18 protein-coding genes and 2 pseudogenes are annotated in these 21,595 nt (G+C 58.9%); 6 read left to right on the forward strand and 14 right to left on the reverse strand.

Annotated features, from left to right (window positions below; translation table 11 throughout):
* The first annotated feature begins 223 nt into the window (after positions 1-223).
* Both lepA and VLM75_11560 read left to right on the forward strand, forming a co-directional pair.
* Positions 224-2,020, forward strand: coding sequence for a translation elongation factor 4 (gene lepA, locus VLM75_11555; GenBank protein ID HSV97552.1), 1,797 nt, complete (start codon positions 224-226; stop codon positions 2,018-2,020).
* Positions 2,021-2,056: 36 nt separating this feature from the next.
* Complete coding sequence (locus VLM75_11560; protein HSV97553.1) at positions 2,057-2,704, forward strand: HD domain-containing protein; 648 nt, start codon at positions 2,057-2,059, stop codon at positions 2,702-2,704.
* A 19-nt stretch (positions 2,705-2,723) separates the two neighbouring features.
* Here VLM75_11560 and VLM75_11565 read toward each other — a convergent pair whose 3' ends face one another.
* From VLM75_11565 to VLM75_11610, 10 genes and pseudogenes are all read right to left on the reverse strand, one after another.
* A complete protein-coding gene (locus VLM75_11565) occupies positions 2,724-3,407 on the reverse strand; it encodes a response regulator transcription factor (GenBank protein HSV97554.1) in 684 nt (227 codons plus the stop codon).
* A 10-nt stretch (positions 3,408-3,417) separates the two neighbouring features.
* Positions 3,418-6,111 carry a sensor histidine kinase KdpD gene (locus VLM75_11570; protein ID HSV97555.1) on the reverse strand — a complete coding sequence of 898 codons (2,694 nt, stop codon included), beginning with the start codon at positions 6,109-6,111 and terminating at the stop codon, positions 3,418-3,420.
* Entirely contained in the window at positions 6,108-6,680 is a 573-nt protein-coding gene (gene kdpC / locus VLM75_11575; GenBank protein HSV97556.1) for a potassium-transporting ATPase subunit KdpC, read from the reverse strand. Before kdpC ends, VLM75_11570 begins: the two co-directional genes overlap by 4 nt.
* 11 nt (positions 6,681-6,691) lie before the next feature.
* On the reverse strand, positions 6,692-8,713 hold the full coding sequence (gene kdpB, locus VLM75_11580) for a potassium-transporting ATPase subunit KdpB (GenBank protein ID HSV97557.1): 2,022 nt from the start codon (positions 8,711-8,713) through the stop codon (positions 6,692-6,694).
* 12 nt (positions 8,714-8,725) lie between these two features.
* Positions 8,726-10,429, reverse strand: a complete 1,704-nt coding sequence (kdpA, locus tag VLM75_11585) for a potassium-transporting ATPase subunit KdpA (protein HSV97558.1) — start codon at positions 10,427-10,429, stop codon at positions 8,726-8,728.
* 275 nt (positions 10,430-10,704) lie between these two features.
* Complete coding sequence (locus VLM75_11590; protein ID HSV97559.1) at positions 10,705-12,063, reverse strand: potassium transporter TrkG; 1,359 nt, start codon at positions 12,061-12,063, stop codon at positions 10,705-10,707.
* Positions 12,064-12,223: 160 nt separating this feature from the next.
* On the reverse strand, positions 12,224-12,580 hold the full coding sequence (locus tag VLM75_11595) for a hypothetical protein (GenBank protein ID HSV97560.1): 357 nt from the start codon (positions 12,578-12,580) through the stop codon (positions 12,224-12,226).
* Positions 12,581-12,686: 106 nt separating this feature from the next.
* The gene (locus VLM75_11600) at positions 12,687-13,853 is read right to left on the reverse strand and encodes a M20/M25/M40 family metallo-hydrolase (GenBank protein HSV97561.1); all 1,167 of its coding nucleotides are present in this window, start codon (positions 13,851-13,853) and stop codon (positions 12,687-12,689) included.
* 61 nt (positions 13,854-13,914) lie between these two features.
* Positions 13,915-14,214 carry a hypothetical protein gene (locus tag VLM75_11605; protein HSV97562.1) on the reverse strand — a complete coding sequence of 100 codons (300 nt, stop codon included), beginning with the start codon at positions 14,212-14,214 and terminating at the stop codon, positions 13,915-13,917.
* A 495-nt stretch (positions 14,215-14,709) separates the two neighbouring features.
* A pseudogene (locus tag VLM75_11610) lies at positions 14,710-14,973 on the reverse strand (N-6 DNA methylase).
* Positions 14,974-15,204: 231 nt separating this feature from the next.
* Between VLM75_11610 and VLM75_11615 the strand changes: the two are divergent.
* The 4 genes from VLM75_11615 (at position 15,205) to VLM75_11630 (ending at position 17,653) form a co-directional block, all read left to right on the forward strand.
* On the forward strand, positions 15,205-15,609 hold the full coding sequence (locus VLM75_11615; protein HSV97563.1) for a hypothetical protein: 405 nt from the start codon (positions 15,205-15,207) through the stop codon (positions 15,607-15,609).
* A 273-nt stretch (positions 15,610-15,882) separates the two neighbouring features.
* Positions 15,883-16,311 carry a MarR family transcriptional regulator gene (locus VLM75_11620; GenBank protein HSV97564.1) on the forward strand — a complete coding sequence of 143 codons (429 nt, stop codon included), beginning with the start codon at positions 15,883-15,885 and terminating at the stop codon, positions 16,309-16,311.
* A gap of 73 nt (positions 16,312-16,384) precedes the next feature.
* The gene (locus tag VLM75_11625; protein ID HSV97565.1) at positions 16,385-16,810 is read left to right on the forward strand and encodes a hypothetical protein; all 426 of its coding nucleotides are present in this window, start codon (positions 16,385-16,387) and stop codon (positions 16,808-16,810) included.
* Positions 16,811-16,963: 153 nt separating this feature from the next.
* A complete protein-coding gene (locus tag VLM75_11630) occupies positions 16,964-17,653 on the forward strand; it encodes an AzlC family ABC transporter permease (protein ID HSV97566.1) in 690 nt (229 codons plus the stop codon).
* A 1-nt stretch (position 17,654) separates the two neighbouring features.
* On the opposite strand, the pseudogene VLM75_11635 reads toward VLM75_11630, so the two are convergent.
* The 4 genes and pseudogenes from VLM75_11635 to VLM75_11650 all read right to left on the reverse strand — a co-directional run bounded on the left by VLM75_11635 (position 17,655) and on the right by VLM75_11650 (position 21,555).
* Positions 17,655-17,924, reverse strand: a pseudogene (locus VLM75_11635) (NAD(P)H-dependent oxidoreductase).
* Positions 17,925-17,950: 26 nt separating this feature from the next.
* Entirely contained in the window at positions 17,951-18,652 is a 702-nt protein-coding gene (locus VLM75_11640) for a hypothetical protein (GenBank protein HSV97567.1), read from the reverse strand.
* A 73-nt stretch (positions 18,653-18,725) separates the two neighbouring features.
* Positions 18,726-19,124, reverse strand: coding sequence for a hypothetical protein (locus VLM75_11645; GenBank protein HSV97568.1), 399 nt, complete (start codon positions 19,122-19,124; stop codon positions 18,726-18,728).
* Between the two features lie 37 nt (positions 19,125-19,161).
* Positions 19,162-21,555, reverse strand: a complete 2,394-nt coding sequence (locus tag VLM75_11650; GenBank protein HSV97569.1) for a penicillin acylase family protein — start codon at positions 21,553-21,555, stop codon at positions 19,162-19,164.
* Positions 21,556-21,595: the final 40 nt, after the last annotated feature.

The raw sequence follows: 21,595 nt of genomic DNA on the forward strand, positions 1-21,595 counted from the left end.
AGCCGCTACGTATTCTTCATTATGCGAGTTGTGCTTGTTGCCACCGGAACGACAGAACGAGCGATGGACACTCTATCTGTCCGGATTTCCCCGCCCCGATAAAAAATGCTTGCCTTGTGCGCGCGGGCCCGCGAAGTATCTTTTTGTATAGATGAAGGCCGCTCGAACGGCGGGCGGAATCCGATTCCCGCCCGCACACCACTACCGGGAACCCAGCGAACATATGGACTTAAGTCACATTAGAAATTTCTCAATCATAGCACACATCGACCACGGCAAGTCGACCCTGGCCGATCGCATTATCGAAAAATGCGAGCTGGTCGAGCGGCGCAACCACGTGGAGCAGATGCTCGACACCATGGACATCGAGCGCGAGCGCGGGATCACTATCAAGTCGAACACCATTACGCTTAACTACCGCTCGAAAAGCGGCCAGGCCTGCATCTTTAACCTCATCGACACGCCGGGGCACGTGGACTTCACCTACGAGGTGTCCAGGGCGCTCGCCGCCTGCGACGGCGTACTCCTGGTTGTGGACGCCTCTCAGGGTGTCGAGGCGCAGACGATCGCCAATCTCTACCTGGCCCTCGAAAGCGACCTGGCGATACTGCCCGTCATCAACAAGATCGACATGCCCAGCGCCGACGTGGAGCGCACGAAGGAAGGCATCCGTAAATCGCTGGGGCTCAATCCGGACCACGCCGTCCTGGTCTCCGCCAGAGAAGGCATCGGCATCGAAGAGCTGCTGGAGCGGATAGTGGAGGTGATCCCTCCCCCGCAGGGCGAGATCGACCGGCCGCTTTCGGCGCTGGTCTTCGACTCCTACTTCGACAAGTATGTCGGGGCCGTCGTCAAGGTGCGTATATTCAACGGCAAGGTCCGCCGCGGCGATCTGGTAAAGTTCATGTCGACCGACAAACAGTACGAAGTGACCGAGGTCGGCATATTCAGGCTGGTCCGCGAGAAGGCCGACGCGCTCACGCCCGGCGACGTAGGCTACATCATCGCCGGCATTAAAACCGTAAGCGACACCAAGATCGGCGACACTATAACGCACGTCCATAACCCGGCCGCCGAGCAGCTCAAGGGCTTCAGGGAGGTAAAGCCCATGGTGTTCTCCGGGCTCTACCCGATGTACAGCGACGACTACGAGGCTCTTAAAGATGCGCTGTCCAAACTGCGCCTTAACGACGCCTCGCTCATCTTCGAGCCGGACAACTCGTACGCGCTTGGCTTCGGCTTCCGCTGCGGCTACCTGGGACTCCTTCATATGGAGATCGTGCAGGAGCGCCTCGAACGCGAGTTCGACCTGGCGCTGGTCACCACCGCGCCGAGCGTGGAATACCGCATCACCGGGCAGCGGGGGGATATCTTCACCATCGACAACCCGGTCAAGATGCCCGATCCCGGCCTCATCGAAAAGATCGAGGAACCCTATGTCGTGGCGACCATCATTACCCCGGCGGAGTTCGTCGGCAACATCATGTCGCTCGTCCAGGACTGCCGCGGCATCCACAAGGACATGCAGTACATCGACGCCACGCGCATGCAGCTCCACTACGACCTTCCGCTCTCGGAGATCGTGTTCAACTTCTACGACAAGCTGAAGTCCTATTCGAAGGGCTATGCCTCTTTCGACTACGAGTTCAGGGACTTCAGACCGTCCGAGATGGTCAAGGTCGACATCCTGGTGAACGCCGAGCCCGTGGACGCCCTCTCGTTCATCGTCCACAAGGACAAGGCCTACTACCGCGGCAAGGAAATCATCGAGAAGCTGAAAGACATCATCCCGCGCCACCAGTTCAAGATCCCCCTGCAGGCGGCCATAGGCGCGAAGATCATCGCGCGCGAGAACATCTCGGCGATGGGCAAGAACGTCACCGCCAAGTGCTACGGCGGCGACATCACCCGCAAGCGCAAGCTCCTCGAAAAGCAGAAGGAGGGCAAGAAGCGCATGAAGCAGATCGGCTCGGTGGACATCCCGCAGGAGGCCTTCATGACCATCCTGAGGATCGACTGACCGCACCGCGAATCAGCGCGTCCCGACCGGCAGGCCATGGACGGAAATGAAATAATCGGAAAGGCCCTGGAGTACGCCAGGGAGCGTATGGCCGCGGTCAAACCCAGCCACGGCTGGGACCACGTTGAGCGCGTTACGGAACTCGCCGTGCGGCTGGCCGGCGCCGAGGGCGCCGACGCCTTCATCGTGCGCCTGGCCGCCATTCTCCACGACATCGCGCGCGCCGAAGAGGACGCCGCGCCCGGAACGATCTGCCACGCCGAGGCGGGCAGCCGCGAGGCCTATGATTTTCTTTTCGGCGCCGGCCTGGACGGGGAGCGCGCCCGGCACGTTGCCGACTGCATCCTGACGCACCGCTTCCGGAAGGCCCGCGCGCCCGTTACCCTCGAGGCCGCCGTGCTCCACGACGCCGACAAGCTTGACGCGATCGGCGCGATCGGCATCGGCAGGGCCTTTCTTTTCGCCGGAGAGGTCGGCGCAAAGGCGCATAACGGAAATATAGATGTCGGGAGGACGGAGCCCTACTCCGAGGAGGATACGGCCTACAGGGAATACAGCGTGAAGCTCCGGCACCTGAAGGAGCGCATGCGAACGGCGGGGGGAAGGCGCATCGCCGAAGAGCGGCACGAGTTCATGGTGGGATTTTTCGAGAGGCTGGACCTGGAGCACCGGGGAGAGGCCTGACCCTGGGAGGGACGTCCGTTCAATCGACTACGAACCGGTATCCCACCGCGGGTTCCGTGACTATGATCGCCGGCCGCGAAGGGTCCTTCTCCAGCTTCTTTCTCAGCGCCGCGATATACACGCGCAGATAATTCGTCTCGCTCTCCATCCCCGGCCCCCATATCTCCCTCATTATCTGGCGTTGCGTCAGCACCTTCCCCGGGTTCCTGGCGAAAAGCGTGAGGAGCTCGTATTCGAGCGGGGTGAATTTAACGACAAGCCCGTCCACCGTTACTGTTCTCCTGGAGAAATCGACGGCGATGCCGTTATGGGTGAAGACCGGTTCATCGGTTTCCTGCTTTATTCTACGAAGGATGGCCCTGATGCGCGCCAGCAGCTCCCCCATGTTGAAGGGTTTGGTAATGTAATCATCGGCGCCGTTGTCCAGCAGCTCGATCTTGTCGTGTTCCGATTCGCGGACCGTAAGCACGATCACCGGCGCGTGGTACCATTCCCGCAGTTTTTTGAGCACCTGGATTCCGCTCATGTCCGGAAGGTTCAGGTCGAGCAGAATGATATCCGGTTTTTTCATGACCGTGAGGGTTATGCCGTCCTCGCCTCTTTCGGCCTCGAACACGCGGTATCCCCGGCTCTCGAGCCCCACCCTGAGAAAGCGACGGATCTGTATCTCGTCATCGATGACGAGTATGGTTTCAGTTTCCATGATCAGGGACTCATTCCGCTTTTTCCTTCATCTCGACCGGAAGGAAAATGACAAACCTCGCCCCGCCGGTCGCTTTATTCTCCGCGCGGACGCTCCCCCCGTGAAGCTCCACGATCCCTCTGCTGATGGACAACCCGAGGCCGAGTCCTCCCTGTGATTGAGTCCGCTCCATCCGGTAGAATTTGTCAAAAAGCTTTTGTATATCCTCCTCCGGCAGACCCTTCCCCTCGTCCTCTACGGTGATCGTAACGCCGTCCCCGGCCCCGGATACCGAAACGCACACCGGAGTGCCCTCTTCGGTATGCACCATGGCGTTATGGATGATGCAATAAATCGCCTGCTCCATGAGGTTGTAATCGACCCGTATGAGCGGAATGTCATCCGGGCAATTCACCGTCAGCGGGTGTTTCTCCAGATGAGGCCCCAGCCTTCCCATGGTGATGCCTAAAATATCGGAAATATCGTTCCAGTCCAGGTTGAGCCTGAGCCTGCCGGATTCGATCCGGCTCATGTCGAGAAGATTGTCCACAAGGCGTATCAGCCGCTCGGAGGCCCCCTGTGTTTCACTCAGCAAACTGTTCCTGATACGGGTATCATTCCCGACCGACGGATCCATCATCGTGCTGATCAGGCCCTTGATCGCGGTAAGCGGGGTCCTGAGCTCGTGGGTTATCGAATTCAGCAGTATACGGTAATGCCGCTCCGACTCTTCGGCCACCATGGCCTTCCTGCTCATGGTCGAAAGCCGCTCGCGCTCCAGACGAACCGCCAGCTGGTATGCGATATTCTGCAGAAATCCGAGCTGTTCCAGGGAAAAAACGATCCCGGAGTCCGGGCGAAGGCCCATCACTCCCGCCATCCTTCCGGGGGCCGCGAGCGGAATATAGTGCACACCCCCTCCCGACAGCGTATCGGTGAAGAGGCCCGCAGGTTTTTTATTCCTGAACGCCCATTCCGCGACAGCGCGCTCACCGTCTCCCACGGAAAGCCCGCCGCTTTTATGAGGCTCGCCCAGCGACGCCCCGGCTTCATCCGCCGGGAACACCGCCACCTTCGATTGAAAGCTGTTCTCGATATACGATACCGCGGTGTCGAGAACCTCGTCCATTCCAAACGCCGCCGAGAGCGCCCTCGAAAACTCGTACATGCCCGAGATCCGTTCCTCGCGCGCGCGCAGCGCAAGCTCCTTCAGCCGCAGCTTCGAGGTCAGGGCCCCCATGACGGTGGCGATGACGAAATACATACCGAACATCAGCGCGTCCTCCAGCCTCGCTATCCGAAAGGTCAGTATGGGCGGGATGAAGAGAAAGTTCCAGCTGAGCGAACTCAGAGCGGCTCCCAGAAGCACGGGGCCCCTGCCGACATAAAGAGAAAGCAGTACGATCGAAAGCAGGAAAACAAGCGCGATGGTCCAGTAACCGGTGACCATCGCCAGGAACAGATTGACGACGGTAATGCCGGCGATGACGGCCGCGGCGATGAGATATTCCCCGGGCGGCCCTTTCCGATTCGGCTCGCCGGGAAAACGGCCGAACAGCCGCGGCTTTGCCCCGCCCGGTTCAGGCCGCGTCACGATGTGGATTTCAATATCACCGCTGCGCCTGATGAGCCGATCGATGATGTTTCCCCCCGAAAAATAATCGGACAGGTACTTCCGCAGCGGCTTTCCCGCTACGATCTGGGTGATGTTCTTGCGCCGGGCCACGCGCAGAAGGCCGCTTACGATGTCCTCATCCGCGGTCGAGATCACCTCCGCTCCGAGTTCACGCGCCAGGCCCAGGTTTTTATTCAGCGTGATCCGCGCCGCCGGCGAAAGCGCCTTCTGCTTTTCGATGTACAGCGCGATCCACGGGGCCTTGAGGTTGAAGGCCATCCGCCGGGTCCAGCGGATAAGGTATTCTGAATAGGGGCTCGGGCTCACCGCCACGAGCAGGCGCTCCCCGGCCTTCCAGGGCCCCCTGATGCGCTTCTTCCGGGCATAGTCGCGAAGCTCGTACCCTACGAGGCCGGCCACGTACCGCAGGGACATCTCACGCAGCGCGGTCAGGTTGCCCTTCCGGAAAAACCGTTCGGCGGCGAGCTCGGCCTTTTCCGGAATATATACCTTTCCCTCGGCGAGGCGCTTCAGGAGCTCTTCCGGCGGAAGGTCGACAAGCTCTATCTCGTCGGCAAGGTCGAGGATCGAATCGGGAACGGTCTCGCGGATTTTGACACCGGTGATTTTCTCGACCACGTCGGCCTGGCTTTCGAGGTGCTGGACATTGAGGGTGCTGAAGACGTCAATGCCGTTGTCCAGGAGCTCGGTTACGTCCCGATAGCGTTTCGCGTGGCGCGAACCTTCGGCGTTGGTGTGCGCGAGCTCATCGACGAGGACGACGACGGGACGCCGCTTCAACACCGCGTCGATATCGAATTCTTCAACGACTATTCCCCGGTGACCGATTTTTTTCCGGGGCACCGCTTCGAGGCCCTTCAACAGTTCTTCAGTCTCATCACGACCGTGCGTCTCGACATATCCGATTATTATATCGACGCCCTCCCGGGCCATCCGTCCGGCGGCCTCGAGCATGGCGTAGGTTTTCCCGACCCCGGCGGCCATCCCGAAAAATATCCTGAGCCGGCCGCGCTTCCCCCTGTCCTTTTCCTCCTCCTGCAGGGTTTGGAGGAGAGCGTCGGGGTCGGGGCGTTGATACTCGCCGCTCATCCGCCCTCACTCATGGCGTCGAGGATCAGGTTTAATTCGAGAACATTGACGGATGAATCCCCGAAAACCCCGAAGTATCGCTTTTCAGCACATTTCCCGACCAGGCCGGTGATGACCGCTGTATCCATGCCCCGGGCCCGGGCCACGCGCGGCGCCTGCAGCAGGGCCGCCTGGAGGCCGATATGCGGATCGAGCCCGCTTGCGGAGGCCAGCACCAGGTCGGCGGGTATGCCCGCATCGGCCGGCAAAGAGTTCTCCTTTCTCACGACGGCCGCCCGCTCCACGACACGGTCGATGTGCTTTTTATTCGTCGGGCCGAAGTTTGATCCTCCGGAGCTCAGGCCGTCATAGTCGCATGCCGAGGGCCGTCCGTGAAAATATTCCGGCCTGGAAAATCCCTGTCCGATCAGGGCCGAGCCGACGATACGTCCGTCGACGATAACGAGACTGCCGTTCGCCTTTCCCGGGAAAACCAGCTGCGCGGCAAGTGTCATCACGAGCGGGTACAGGATTCCCAGAAACAATGACATCACCGCGAGGAAGATGATCGATATTTTCAATTGTTTCATGTTGTATTCTCCTACGCCAGTCCGGTGAGCGCAATAAATAAATCGATGATCTTGATTCCGATAAACGGCAGCGCCATCCCGCCGATGCCATAGATGAGAAAGTTCCTCCGCAGCAGGCGGGAAACGGAGATGAACCGGTACCGGACACCTCTAAGCGCCAGCGGGATGAGCGCCGGGATGACGAGCGCGTTGAAAACCACCGCCGAAAGAACGGCCGATGCCGGATTCGCAAGATGCATGATATTGAGGACGTTCAGTGCGGGGTAAGCGACCGCGAAGAGGGCCGGTAAGATGGCGAAGTATTTTGCCACGTCGTTGGCGATGCTGAAGGTGGTAAGCGCACCCCGGGTGATGAGTATCTCCTTTCCCGTCTCGACGATATCCAGGAGCTTGGTGGGGGACGAGTCCAGGTCGATCATGTTGGCGGCCTCGCGCGCGGCCTGCGTTCCGGCGTTCATGGCCACCGCAACGTCGGCCTGAGCCAGGGCCGGGGCGTCGTTGGTGCCGTCGCCGATCATCGCAAGCATGTGGCCTTCCCGCTGGTATTTCCTGATCACCTCGAGCTTGGTTTCGGGCTTCGCCTGCGACAGGAAATCGTCCACACCCGCCTCGGCCGCGATGGAGGCCGCGGTGAGCGGATTGTCGCCCGTTATCATGACCGACCGGATGCCCATGCGGCGCAAATCCGCGAGTCTCGCCGCGATACCCGGCTTCATTACGTCTTTCAGCCGTATAACGCCTATGGTCCGGTTGTCCTCGACCACAACCAGCGGCGTCTCGCCCGCCTTCCCGATCCGGTCGACGATTTGCCGTATCCGTCCGGGAATCGACGAGTTCCGCTTTTTCAGATATTCCTCAATGGATTCGCACGCGCCCTTCCGTATTATCATGCCGTTCATGTCGATCCCGCTCATCCCCGAGTCCGGTGTAAAGGGTATGAAAACCGAACCTTCCGGCGACCGGATATCGTGTCCGCGGATACCCATCTCTTTTTTCGCCAAAACCACGATGCTCCGACCCTCGGGGGTTTCATCCGCGATGGAGGCGAACAGGGCGGCCCGCGCCAGATCCGTCATCTTTATGCCGTCCGCCGGGATAAATTCCGCGGCCATGCGGTTGCCCAGCGTGATGGTGCCGGTTTTGTCGAGCAACACGACGCTGACATCGCCCGAGGCCTCGACGGCCCTGCCGCTCATCGCCACCACGTTGTGCGCGAGAAGCCGGTCCATGCCCGCGATGCCGATGGCGGGCAGCAATCCTCCGATGGTGGTGGGCATGAGGCATACGAGCAGCGATATCAGAACGGGCAGTGTGACGGTTATCCCCATGTAACGGGCGAAGGCCGGAAGCGTGAAGACCACCACGAGGAAAAGCACCGTGAGGCTGACGAGAAGTATCTCGAGCGCGATCTCGTTGGGTGTTTTCCGCCGCTTTGCGCTCTCGACCATTTTGATCATATGGTCCAGGAAAGTTTCGCCGGGGTTTACGGTGATCCTGACGATGATCCTCCCCGAGAGGATCATCGTCCCACCGGTTACTCCGCAGCGGTCGCCGCCGGACTCGCGTATCACCGGCGCCGATTCCCCGGTAATGGCCGATTCGTCCACCAGAGCGGTGCCTTCGATGATATCGCCGTCGCCGGGAACGGTCTCTTCTTCATTGACAATAATGACATCATTTTTTTTCAGGAGGCCGGCGGATACATTTTCGGTTTTGCCGTTTTCAAGGACCCTGACCGCGACAAGACTTCCTCGCGTGCTCCGCAGCGATTCCGCCCGCGCTTTTCCCTGTATCTCCGCCAGCGCCTCGGCGAAATTGGCGAAGAGAACGGTGGCCCACATCCAGATGCCGACCTGGAGGCCCAGGGAAAAATCCTCCCCGTTGAGAATATCGCGGACCGTCACCGCCACGGTGATGAAGGCGCCGATCTCAACGACGAACATGACCACGTTTCTCCAGAGGGTGAACGGGTTCAGTTTTTTAAAAGATTCCTTTAAAGCCAGTAACATGAATCCTGATTGCCATAGAGTCATGATATACCCTCGCTAAAAAAGATTTCCCTGATTGACGAACAGATGTTCCAGTATCGGCCCGAGGGAGTAGACCGGGAAGAAGCCGAGCGCTCCCATGATGAAGATCACGCTCATGAGAATGATGATGAACAGAAGACCGGTCGTCGGGAAGCTCGCACCGCTCTCGGGCACTGTTTTCTTTTTTGCGAGCGAACCGGCCACGGCGAGCGCCGGGATTACCGTCGCGAAACGGCCGATGAGCATCGCGATCGCGATCGTACCGTTATAAAAAACGGTGTTGGCCCCCAGGCCCGCGAAGGCGGAGCCGTTGTTGCCGCTGCCCGATGAATAGGCATAGAGTATCTCCGAGAGGCCGCGGGACGAGGGATTGTTCAACCCCGCAAGTCCCGCATCCGTGGAAACCGCTATCGCGGAGAATACGATCATCGATATCATCGGCACGAGCATCGATATCATCGCCATGATCATCTCGAAGGGACCGAGTTTCTTGCCCATGAACTCCGGGGTCCGCCCTATCATGAGGCCCGCGACGAACATCGCGAGGATTGCGTAGAAAAGCACGCCGATGAGGCCAACGCCCACGCCGCCGAAGATAACCTCGCCGATGCCGATGTTGAACATCTGTATCATTCCGCCCAGCGGCATATAGCTGTTGTGCATGCCGTTGACCGAACCGTTGGAGGTCGTGGTGGTTGACTCGCTCCAGACCCCGGACCAGAATACTCCGAAACGGGTTTCCTTGCCCTCCAGGTTCCCGCCGTAAATGCCGGCACCGGAAAGGGCGGGGTTCGGTTGGGATTCGGTATAGAGGATAACCCCCAGTCCCACAATGAAGAGGATCAGCATGGCGTAAAAAAGGGCCCGCCCCTGTTTTGTTTTTTTGATCATATAGCCGAACATGAAGACGAAGGCCATCGGGATGAGAAGAATGGCGAAATTCTCGACGAGGTTCGCCGCGAATGTCGGGTTTTCGAACGGGTGGGCGGAATTGGCGTTGAAAAAGCCCCCGCCGTTGGAACCGAGCTGCTTGATGGCGACCTGTGACGCGGCCGGACCCAGCGGAAGAAGCTGCCTGGAACCCTCCAGCGTTTCCGCCACGGCGTGGCGGCTGAAGGTCTGAACGACACCCTGCGACATGAGGATTATGCCCGTAATGATCGAAAGCGGCAGCAGCACGTACAGGATCGAGCGCGTGGTATCAACCCAGAAATTTCCGACGGTATCGGACTCCCTGCGCATGAACCCCCTGACGAAGGCCACGCCCGCGGCCATTCCGACGGCGGCCGAAATAAAATTCTGCACGGCAAGCCCGGCCATCTGCGTCAGGCTGCTCATTGTCGATTCACCCGCATAGGACTGCCAGTTCGTATTGGTAACGAAGGACACGGCCGTGTTGAACGCCGTATCCCAGCGCACGCCCGCCAGCTTTTGCGGGTTAAGCGGCAGCGGATACTGCCCCATCTGCAGGGCCATCAGCGCCGCTATGCCGATAATGTTGAAAACGACGAAGGCCATGGCATACGTCTTCCACGACATCTCCATCGATGCATCCACGCCGCAAACGCGGCAAACGGCATTTTCCAGCGGGCGGACGGCGCGACTTATTAAAGTCGGTTCGCCGGCGAACACCTTCGCCATGTAACGCCCCAGCGGGATGGAAGATACGATCAGCATGGCGAAGAAAAGCATCCCGGCCGGGAAATCGTAATGGTTCATATCTAACCCCGCATGATTGTTTTATCGTTTTCGGTCAGCGCTCTTCCGGGAACAGGATCGAGTACCAGAGGTACGCGACCAGGACCAGGCCGGAAACGGCACCGACAATCAGAAGTATATTCACGATGCAACCTCCTTGTCCCGATGGACTCTCTGAAATATCCGGATTTTTTCATCGACCGTCCATCTCGGGCATGTTAAGACCGCGGGAGTCTCCGTTAAAATAATGTAAAAAGGAAAGCGTGCGCAGAGACGCGCGACCCGGTCACACACCACTATCCTATAAATACGTTCTCCTCGGCGAAGCGATAGGGAAGCGGCTTCGCCCTTCCGATGATGAAATATCCGAAGGTGAGCGGTCCGACCCGGCCGATCAGCATGGTTATGGTAAGCACGATCCTGCCTGCGGTCGAGAGACCCGGCGTGATGCCGGTAGAGAGCCCCGTATTGCCGAGCGCCGATATCACCTCGAAGAGAATCCCCGAAAAAGGGGCGTCTTCGGTCATCGTCAACACCGCCATGTCGGCCAGGATGATGAGTATGAACCACGTGAATATGCCGAAGGCCTTGAACACCGAGGCCGCCGGGATCTCACGCTCGAAAAGGTTGACCGCCGACTCGCGCCCCATGAGCTGGGCTAACATGAAGCGGAGAATGACGCCCATGGTGGTCGTTTTGATGCCTCCCCCGGTACTTCCCGGCGAGGCGCCCACAAACATTAGGGCCATCAGCACCACCAGACCGGTCATGTTCAACGCGCCGATGTCCACGGTATTGAAACCGTCCGTGGTCGAGGCCGAGATCGCCTGGAACAGCGAGACGAGCATACGTTCGTACGCTTTCATCGAAGAATCCCAGCGGCCGGAAAAGAACAGCACCGTGGAAGAAAGTCCGATGATCATGACTGTCATCCCGAGCACCAGCCTGGTGTGCACCGACAGTTGAAGCCGGCGATTCTTCCCGCGCTTTCGCCTCAATGCGAGGAATAACTCGTGAAGCACGAAAAACCCCAGTCCGCCCGCCAGCGATATGATGCTGATTGTCACATTAATGACGGTATCGTCCCTGTACCGCATGAGACTGTCGGGAAACAGACCGAAACCGGCCGTGCAGAAGGCGCTGATCGAGTGAAAAACGCCGAGGTATATCGCCCGGCCGAATGCATATTCTTCCATCCAGCGCAGGCTGAGAACCACCGCACCCGCAAGCTCGAAGATAAGAGTGAATATGATCGTTGCGATAAAGAATCGTCCCAGCTCGCGCAATCCCGGTCCCGCCAGTGATTCGCTGGCGACCACCTGGGTAACGATCGAAGTGCGCATACCCAGCATCTGAGCCATAAACAGGATGATGCTCATATAGCCGATCCCGCCTATCTGAAACACGCACATAAGGACTATCTGGCCGAAGAGCGTATAAAAACCGCCGATATCCACCACCACGAGTCCCGTCGTGCTGATTCCTGAAGTCGCGGTGAACAGCGCGTCCACGAATGCCTGTCCCTTCCCGTCGACGGTCGAAACCGGCAGACCCAGGAGTATCGCACCCGCAAGCGTGACCGTTATATATCCGAACACGAGCAACCGAAACGGCGAGCCCGTCATGGAAAGCCTTCGCAGATTGTTCACTCTCACCACTTCCTCCACTTCATAAACAGCCCGATCCGTGATCGCATGGGAGAAAATATAGCGGCAGTGGTTATTCGCGTCCATATCGGGCATGTTAAGGGGAGGAGGGTTGGTATTAATAAAATGTAAAGAACCGAAATCAGATCAACGCGAAACGTTCACTTTCTCATCCCGGTTTAAACCTTCCGGAAAACGGCGTCAGCAGTATCCCCGGAAATCCCCGCCGGCGGTCCTCGCGCAGGATATTGAGCCCCAGGTCGATCGAGCGCGTGTCTTCGCGCATCCGGTAACTGCCGAGCAGGCGGTCCCGGAACGAAAACACCGACGAGTAGTTCGAATGGGTTTCCGCCACCACCCTGGAGTGGTGCGCGCGGTGGGCCATCCAGAGCGGCCGCAGGCGGTGATTGAGCCGGAGCCGGCAGCACATCCACAGGTCGAAAAGGACGAAGAGTATGAGCGTCTTGAGCGGCTCGTCGAAAAACGGAAAGGTGACGGAGCGGACGAGGCCGTTCACGAGCCCCATGCCGATGTTATTCGCCGGCCGTGAGGAACGACACCGGGACGGGGGTGCTCGCCCATCCCGGATTTTCGGGAAACCGTTTGGTCCTCTTGCGGTCGGTCACCCGCGTTCAATATCCCTCGATATATTTCGCGAGCGTCGTCCGCATCAGATACAGGTTGTCCGTGTTCACCCGGTCCATGCAGTCGGTGACGTCGTGGAAGCCGCCCTCGCCCAGGCCCGGAAGCCCCGTGTGCCCGACAGTGATCGCCGGAACGCCGGCCCGGAGAAAATGCAGGGCGTCGTCGGTGATGTGGCCGGCCGCGTCCATAGTTTTACCCGATACGCCCTTCCACGCCGCGTCCAGCCGCTCGCGCAGACCGGCATCGGTCGCGAGGAATGACAGGAAGATTCCGTTCTTCCTCCAGTAGAGCATGTTGCCGTTCTGGCCCACGAGCTCCAGGTTGACGAGCGAGGCCGGGACGGTGCGCTTCGCCGCGTCTTCACCGAAATATTTCTTAACGAAATGGCGCGAACCCTGCGGCCCGACCTCCTCCCCGGCGAAAAAGACGATGGTGACGGCGGACTTCCCCGTTTTGACCCTGCCCTCCTTTATGTCCTTCGCGAGCGCAAGCAGCGTCACAACGGAGCCCCCGTCGTCCACCGCGCCGCAGCTCTGGCCGGAGAGGAAAATATACCCGCCGAAACCGAGGGCCACCAGGCCCCAGTAGACCGAAAGCGCCCCCGCGAGAAAGACCGTGGCGATCGAGAGCGCCGGCTTCCCGAGCGACGCGAACTTTTTGCGAAGAAGCACCCACAACGACATCAGCATGCCGAGGACACCCGCGATCGGAATGAAGCGATAGAGCTTCGCGCGCTCGATATGGTCGAAGAAATCGGTCTTGGAGTCGTAGTGCGCGGCGAAGACCAGCTCGCGAACGGCATCGGCGGCCGGGAAGCTTACGATAATGTTCTGTCCAGTTTTGGTGATGAGCGGGCTGACCAGTGGAATAAAATATTCGAATTCCATAAAGAGCAGGGCCCCAATGCCGATCGCGGCGATGAGGATGGGCAACGGCTTTCGCCTGACTACGAACAGGATGACGAGAAGCGAAAGGAAGAAACACGCATAGCCCACCAGCAGCTGCTGGTAGGGCCTCAAAACGAACTCCTGTACCGTAAAGGGAATGTCCCACGATGCGAGCAGCCCCTGGATGTACGCCGAGGTTTTTTCAAGGGCATCGCTGTGATTGGGACGGGGTACGGCGATCGTTTCGAGCACTTTGTACATATCCATTGCATGCGCCTCCTGCAGAACGATAGTGCGGCCGTATCGCGACCGGTGAGCGGATGAGGCCCTACTTAATCCTGAACTTCCCGCAGCTCCAGCCGATGGGAAAGAGCGTTTTGCGGGTATCCGGATCGATCACCTTTATGTCAGTACCGGTTTCCGGAAGCACGTACTCGACGTGCTCCTGATCCTTGCGGCCGATCCTCGACAGAGCCTCGTCGCCGGAAGGAAAGCCCGTGAAATCGCTCCATTTACCGCCCGCCGCCGGGACAAGCAGGCGGAACATATCGCACATGCATCCCTCGCCGCACGGCCGGTTCACCGCGACCACGGTGACGCCCGGCGCCGTGAAGAGCGCCACCTGCATGATGTAATTCTCGGAGCGCACCTCGATGTAGCCGGCGGGTACGTTGGCCTTCGTGATCTGCTTCCTTACTAACCGCCTTCGACAGGTCGGCCGGTGTGATCTCCCAGTAAAAACAGTCGTCGGGTGGTGCGAGATAATAGTCCATCACGCTCGTCTTCTTCGCCTGCGCGCGCACGCCGTCGGCGGCGAGGATGAGGAGGGCAAGGGCGATTGCGAGCTGCGACATGAGTTTCATCGTGGAGGTCGCTCCGGTGGTGATGATGTTCGCGGCCCCCGACGGGGCGCTTAACCCGTATACCCGGAACCATGAAATGTCAAAGCAATTCCGTGCGAGGCGCGACCCGTCCGCAACCCGCGCGTCGAAGCGCTCCGCAACGGATACGATTTGCCTGATTTATTAGTCCCTCATGATACTCGGATGGACAGGACGGCCCGAAGCGCACGACCTCGGACAATACAGAGACAGGCCACTGTCGGGTGAATACCATCACCGTACACATAATCCAGTTCTTTTACCCGCTCGATACTTGCAAAGTTACAGAAACCTTTTATATCTTCGTATTGTCCTTTTTCCTTACGCCGTTTATGGTAGGTTGAAGAAATCTTCCGGATATCTTCATGCGACAATTCCTTTGTTCGTCGGTTGATTAAATGACCTTCATTGCGGTCATCGATGAAAAGAATCTCATCAGTCCTGTTACGATAGCCGCCGTTGGCCTTATTCCGAGACAAAAACCAAAGCCAGGCCGCCCGGCGTGTGAGCGCAGCCACTCAGTGACGCACAGGAGGTGCCAATGTCGTCGAAGCGACAGGAGGTCGCGTCTTTCGCCGGCGCGGCGGCCGAGAGGATTCGTCGCGCTTCATGGAGCATTAAAGACCCATGCCCGGCCCACGGTTTCGGGTTGCCTCAAGAAACCAAAAGATTGACTCCACGCTCTCCATCCATTATATTTCCATATTGCAAATTAAAACCCCACCCGCGAGGCCCCCATGAACATAAAACGCTACCTTCTCGCAAGCGCCGCTGTATTCATCCTGTTCCAGATAACCGGCTACATCGTCCACGGCCTGCTGCTCATGAAAACCTATGAGTCGCTCTCCGCACTGTGGAGGCCGGACATGATGTCGCTGATGTGGATGATGCACATAACCGGCGCCGTGTATACGCTGACCTTCATGTACATCTATACCAGATGGCGCAGGACCGGCAACATTGCCGAGGCGCTGGCGTACGGTGCTGTTATCGCCCTCTTCATGAACCTGACGGGCGTGGTGAACCAGCACGTGGTTTTCCCCGTGCCGCTGGCGCTGACCGTGCAGTGGCTCGTTTACGGCAGCGTCGAGATTTTCCTTGGAGCGATTGTGGCGGCGCTGGTGTACAGGCCGAAGGCGTAGCGTCGGGCGGGGCCTTTCGCGCCTTTTTGACGACGGATTCCGCCGGCGGGCGGCGAAGGCCATCACTACCGCGATCATCGCGATTGCCAGACGTTTTGCTTTCTTCTCTGAGCCCGGTCATCGGAGGGTCATGTCGATACACACCTGTTCCCGACCCTTTTCGACAGGCTTGGGGCATCCCCGCAGCCGGGAATTCAGTCCGATATACGTATGCGTAAAGTATTTCATAAAAAATACTTGCTATTTGTTTGACGTCAAACTATTAATGGTCCCATGAGCAAGGACACCTTATTATTCCTGATAGGCAAGATCCACTTCAAGGCGGACAAGCTGCTCACCAGGGAGCTTAACCGGCACGGGATAACCGGGATCGCGCCGTCCCACGGCGAGATACTGGGGGTCCTTACCGTACGCGGCCCCCTGATGATGAAGGACATCGCGAAAATAATCGACAAGGACAAATCCACGGTCACGGCCCTCATCAACAAGCTCATCGAACGGGGATATGTGGCCAAGTCCAGGGATAACCACGACAGCCGCATCAGCATAATCGAACTTACGCAGAAAGGTAAATCGATAAGCGGCGAGATCCTGAAAATCTCCCAAGGCCTGCGTAAAAAAGCATACAACAGGATCAGCGACCAGGAGCGAGACGCCATCTACGAGCTTCTCTCGAAGATCCACCGGAATTTCGGAGGATGATGCGGTCAAACCATGCACCGGGGTTTTGCCGGGTCTAATAGTTTTATATCAAACTTTTATCGGGAGGCGAACTATGCCAGTATCGGAAGACGTATGGAAATTCATGAAAGACCATCTCGAGTACGATGATCAGGAAATGGAGAAGTTTCGAGGCAACCCGGCCAACGAGGACATTCTATCGAAGGGCCGGGAGTTGATGAACAAAACCCTGGTCTTCGAGGTTGTCGAGTCGAAGGGATGCAACAGCAAACACAAGGTCGGCGATAAATTCTATTTCGACGGGGCGGGCAATCTGCTGACCGGCAAAAGCCCCAAACGCTGCTGCATTTACGCCCTCCAGGTTATGGTGCCCGCGATCTTCGCGTCGAACGAGCTCATATACGCCGGCATTGATGCCAACAGCATGCGATTTAAAAGCGCAAGCTGTTTCGATGTCGGAGTAAAATGCTGCGGCTGGGGACAGATTACGGTACGCTTCTCGGCAGAAGAGAAAATGTAAGGCTTTTCTCAGCGTGGGAATCAAATCCCACGCTGAGCTGTAATTCCCTCCGCAAGGAACAACCCGAACCGCGTTAGGCCCCTCAAAAAGAAAACCCCCGCGGCCGCGAATTTCCCCTTGACGGCGCGCCATTTTTCCCGATTGTAGCATGCCATGGCAACGACCCGATCGAACGATACCGACAGACGCCTCGGCCTGAAAGACGGGCTCTTCGCCGCGTTTCCCGTCGTTATCGGCTATTTCCCGGTGGCCATGGCGTTCGGCCTGCTGGCGCGTAACACGCACGTTTCCCTTGCAGACACCGCCCCGTTCTCGCTGGTGGTCTTCGCCGGCGCCAGCCAGTTCATGGCACTGGAGCTCGTAAGCGCCGGCGTGTCGGCCGGGAGTGTGATACTGGCCACTTTTCTTCTCAATTCGCGGCACATGCTGATGAGCGCCTCGCTCTCTCCGCGGCTGAACGGCATAAAGCGGCGCTGGCTGGCCGTCCTCGCCTTCGGCGTTACCGACGAATCCTTCACCGTGGCCTCACTTACGGCGGGGAGGCTTTCGGTGCCGTTCATGCTGGCCCTGCAGCTTCTGCCGTACCTGGCCTGGAGCGCCGGCACCGTTACGGGCTTTCTGCTGGGCACAGTGCTCCCGGCGGCCCTGCAGAGCAGCCTGGGGATCGGCCTGTACGCGCTCTTTACGGCCCTCCTGGTTCCGGAGATACGTAAATCCCTCGACGCCCTGTTCCTCGCGGGCCTTGCGGGCATGCTGTACCTGGCCGTTCGGCGCTTCGAGCTCCTCCCGGCGGGATGTCATAGGCATGCGGCGGGCGTACAACGCGGTCGACGTAGCCCTTGAGTATGGCCGGCGGCTGACCCCACCAGTTGGGATGTATGAAGAACAACAGGTCCGACTCCACGAGCTCGAGCGCGCAGAGGTTGACGAGCGGGTCGCGCGACGTGTCCGAGCCGAGCTCTTCCACGGTGAGCACCGGATCGAAGCGCTCCGCGTACAGGTCGTGGCTGAGCACCTCCACGCCCTTCTCGCGGAGCACGCGGCACACGGTTTCGAAGATGGCGTGGTTGAAACTCTCCCGGTACGGGTGGGCCAGTATAACGCTCGCTTTCATGCGTGCTCCTTTTCCCCGCGGATAGTCTACTGAAACAGTATCGAAAGCCGCAGGTGTCCCCACAGGATGTGCCAGAGAAAATAGTACATCAATCTGAACAGATACATCATGATGAAGCCATATCGCCTGAAGAGCAGCAGGCCGATGATATTGATAACGAACACATGCACGCCCACATAGAGCGCAACCCAGAGAGAATATGTGCCCGTCGCGCGAATGCCATATGCCTGAAACACCGGCTCGATCAGCGCGACCGGTATCAGAACGTACAGCACTGTCTTTTCCGTAATTTTACGCCTGGCCGCATATTCGAGAACGGCAAGCAGCAGAAAAAGAGGCAGGACATGGAAGACGACTTCTACGATGAATCCGATCACCGGATAAAACAGCAGCGACTGCGGAAAAGGTACGTTCATGTCGCGCGGGAAACGTATCAACGAATCCGCCGCCGCGATCGTAATCCCGAGTACCAGAGCGCATGCCGATATCTTTACAGTATCGACTCCACCGATATTCCCTGCAATATGAAACCATCCCCTGGTTGACAGGAATGCCAGCGCCGCTGTTCCTGCGATCGCGACGATCACAAAAGCGAGCGCGGGATCGAACGAACCGAGAAATCGTTCATACGACTTTTTATCCGAAATCACGCCGAAAACAAACAGCACGGCCACCAGTATCATGAGTGGCGCCGCCTGTCCCCTGAACCGTGAATTAATCCAGCGCATCGTTCGCGTCCTTTACCGCTTACGCCAATATTAACGTCACGTGATCAATTCCAGCGGGTTTAACCGCTCGAGCTCATCGCGCCGACTTTCCCGCCCCTGCATCGAACCTTCCCGCCGCCGCTAGCGCATTGAGCGCCAGCCCGAAGACGTTGATGCCGATGGCCAGCGCGTAGGCCGTCATGGATGAGTATATGCCGAGTCCGTCGGGATAGTTGAGCAGGTGCTTTACGATGCCCCCGTAGCCGAAGACAACGATGGACAGGAGCATGAGCACGCGATAGATGCCGGTGTACCCCAGGTACCCCGGCACCAGGCAGAGCGCGTACAGCGTGAGCGACAGCCCGCCCGTCAGCGGGGCCGTCGCCGAAAAGGCCTGACCGCCCGAGGCGACGGACAGGTAACTCAGCACATTGTAGCCGACCCCCATGACGGCGTAGGCGAGCTGCAGCAGAAGCAGGGTTTTCAGTTTCATCGACGGCCTCCCGTTATGATTATATCGCTTCGCATCGTCACTTCGTTTTCGGTTCGAGCGTCATCACGCGCGCTATGTCCTTCGCGGTGAAGAAGCGCATGGGGACCTGTTTCCCGTCGGCCCAGATCCGCGCCAGGTCGTCGTAATGCGGGCTTTTATACGCGCCGGACTGCCCGGGCGGGCTGATGATGGTGGCCTTTTCCGGTTGTGCGAAATCGACCATCATGCGGATGACGCCACCGGAGTCCATCTTGAATGGATTGGCCATCTCCCAGAATCCCGAGTTAATGGTGTGGTGCTCGCCGTGTGTCGGGATGGGCTTCAGGTTGAAAAACGAGAGCTTCGATCCCAGCGGGTGCTCGAAGTACATTCGGTGCGCCCTGCCCCACTTCCATTTCTCCGGATTGCTCCCCAACAGATCCTTGAGCTGCGCGATTGTCTCGCGCATGCTCTTCCGGATGATGTCGTCGCGGCTTTCCTTTTTATCCGCGGTGTTTTTATCATCGTAGAACGCGTGGTCGGGTGTCCGCGCGATCCTGGCAAGCGCCAGGTCGGCGACATAATACAGGTACGACTGCCCCAGGCCCTCCTTCCAGAGCTTCTCGCCGATCTCGTCGGAAAGCACGTTCTTTAAAAAGTTCGCGTATAACGCGTTGAAGAGCGTACCGGCGGTGCTGTCGATATCCACCGAGTACTCCCATCCCCTGAAGAGCGCCGTGTACTTTTCGAATTCGGACTCCCGGCATGCCTCGAGTACGATCGGCGTCCAGCGCTTCGCCACAACCGATACGGTGTCGAGCTGCATGGCCATCACATCGTCCGCGTCAACCGGAGCGTCTTTGCGTTCAGCCATGATGTCCGCGAAGCGTACGGAGCGCTCGAAGAGATAGTAGTTGGTGAGATGGTACGGCGCGTTTCCGGGATCGTTGTTGAACGAGGCGATCCATCCGGCCTTCGGATTGTAATCGTACGGCAGCCGTTCGTACGGAACGTAGCCGGTCCACTCGTAGTCGTCAATCCATCCCGGCACGGGGAAGGTGCCGTCGCCGGTGCGGCGCACGGGCGCCGACGCGGTGAACTGCCAGCCGATATTGCCTTCCGTATCGGCGTAGCCTATTCCAAGGTTGTTGTTCTTCACGCGCGAGAGCGCTTTGCGGAAGCCGGAAAAATCGCGGGCGCGGTTGAGACCGAGAAGACCCTCCAGGTCGGTTGAGGGGTTCTCGAAGGCGGCCCATTTCATAGCGCAGTTGGCCGGCGCCATCGGCATGACCGTAGATATGATCGGCCCGTGGCGCGAGACCTTTACGGGATATTTCTCCTCGCGCACGCCCTTCTTCGTCTTGATGCGCAGGATCTCCTCGATGACGGTGTACGCGCGCGGCCCACCCGGCGCGAGGTACCGGCCCGCGTCGTTCGGGTCGGGTTTCTCGACGTAGTAATCGAGCTCGTCGCCCCGCCCGTTCACCGCGCTCCAGGCGATATGCCCGTTGTAGCCGAGCGGCCCGATTCCGGGCATGCCGGGCATGGCGCCCCCGGCCACGTCGAAGCTGCCGCCCTTCAGGCGCATGATGTAGAAAAGCGCCGGAAGCGTCGGCTTGAGGTCGGGGCTTCCGGCGAAGATGGCCCTGCCGGATTTCGTGCGTTTTCCGGAAAAGATCATCCAGTTGCTGGCGGGGAGCTCCATCACCGGCGGGCCGTGCATGAAGGCCCCGGCGGCGGTCGATTCGAACTTGTGGAACCGGCTTTTAAGAACGCCGAGCGGCACGGGGCTCATCCGTTTTCCCGTGAGCGTCGGGGCAAAGTCCGGGTACGATGGCGCGAGCGCCTCGGCCGTTTCGGCGCCGGCGTGCTCGCCGATGCGGTAGAGCACCAGGTCGATCATGAACGAGCGCGTGAGGCTGAAGGCCATGAGGAGCACCGTGGACACGCAGTCCTCGCTCTCCCATGTGCCGGGCTTCGCGCCGAGGATCGCGAACTCGCGCGGAAGGGCCTTCGCGTCGCGTATGTACGCGTTCACGCCGGCGGCGTAGGCGTCGATGATGGCGCGCGTCTCCGCGGACATGGCGCGGTAACCCGCCTTCACGACGCGGTGGATGCCGACCGTTTTTAAAAATTTGTCCTTTTCGATTGTCGCCTCGCCGAAGAGGCTGGAGAGTTCTCCTCTTCCGGCGAGCCGGGTGATCTCCATCTGGAACATGCGCTCGCGGGCGGTTACGTAACCCTGCGCGAAGAAGAGGTCCAGATCGTTTTCCGCGAAGATGTGGGGGATGCCGTACTCGTCGGTGCGCACCTCGACCTTCGAGCCGAGGCCGTCGATGGCGACGGTTCCCTCGTACGACGGAACGGCGGTTCGGAAAAATATCTGGAACGAGGCGTACAGCGTGGCGGCGAGTACGGCGACGGCGATTCCCGCTATCTTCAGTTTTCTCATGGCGTCTCCGTTGGGAAGTGTAGTTGACGGTATTCTGCAT

The sequence above is a fragment of the Spirochaetota bacterium genome, from assembly GCA_035477215.1.
In the GTDB taxonomy this organism is placed as follows: Bacteria; Spirochaetota; UBA4802; order UBA4802; family UBA5368; genus MVZN01.

Bases quoted from the DNA above. Each gene is read 5' to 3' on its own strand.
- lepA (HSV97552.1), top strand. From the start codon at position 224: ATGGACTTAAGTCACATTAGAAATTTCTCAATCATAGCACACATCGAC.
- VLM75_11560 (HSV97553.1), top strand. From the start codon at position 2,057: ATGGACGGAAATGAAATAATCGGAAAGGCCCTGGAGTACGCCAGGGAG.
- VLM75_11565 (HSV97554.1), bottom strand. From the start codon at position 3,407: ATGGAAACTGAAACCATACTCGTCATCGATGACGAGATACAGATCCGT.
- VLM75_11570 (HSV97555.1), bottom strand. From the start codon at position 6,111: ATGAGCGGCGAGTATCAACGCCCCGACCCCGACGCTCTCCTCCAAACC.
- kdpC (HSV97556.1), bottom strand. From the start codon at position 6,680: ATGAAACAATTGAAAATATCGATCATCTTCCTCGCGGTGATGTCATTG.
- kdpB (HSV97557.1), bottom strand. From the start codon at position 8,713: ATGACTCTATGGCAATCAGGATTCATGTTACTGGCTTTAAAGGAATCT.
- kdpA (HSV97558.1), bottom strand. From the start codon at position 10,429: ATGAACCATTACGATTTCCCGGCCGGGATGCTTTTCTTCGCCATGCTG.
- VLM75_11595 (HSV97560.1), bottom strand. From the start codon at position 12,580: ATGGGGCTCGTGAACGGCCTCGTCCGCTCCGTCACCTTTCCGTTTTTC.
- VLM75_11600 (HSV97561.1), bottom strand. From the start codon at position 13,853: ATGGATATGTACAAAGTGCTCGAAACGATCGCCGTACCCCGTCCCAAT.
- VLM75_11605 (HSV97562.1), bottom strand. From the start codon at position 14,214: ATGCAGGTGGCGCTCTTCACGGCGCCGGGCGTCACCGTGGTCGCGGTG.
- VLM75_11615 (HSV97563.1), top strand. From the start codon at position 15,205: ATGAACATAAAACGCTACCTTCTCGCAAGCGCCGCTGTATTCATCCTG.
- VLM75_11620 (HSV97564.1), top strand. From the start codon at position 15,883: ATGAGCAAGGACACCTTATTATTCCTGATAGGCAAGATCCACTTCAAG.
- VLM75_11625 (HSV97565.1), top strand. From the start codon at position 16,385: ATGCCAGTATCGGAAGACGTATGGAAATTCATGAAAGACCATCTCGAG.
- VLM75_11630 (HSV97566.1), top strand. From the start codon at position 16,964: ATGGCAACGACCCGATCGAACGATACCGACAGACGCCTCGGCCTGAAA.
- VLM75_11640 (HSV97567.1), bottom strand. From the start codon at position 18,652: ATGCGCTGGATTAATTCACGGTTCAGGGGACAGGCGGCGCCACTCATG.
- VLM75_11645 (HSV97568.1), bottom strand. From the start codon at position 19,124: ATGAAACTGAAAACCCTGCTTCTGCTGCAGCTCGCCTACGCCGTCATG.
- VLM75_11650 (HSV97569.1), bottom strand. From the start codon at position 21,555: ATGAGAAAACTGAAGATAGCGGGAATCGCCGTCGCCGTACTCGCCGCC.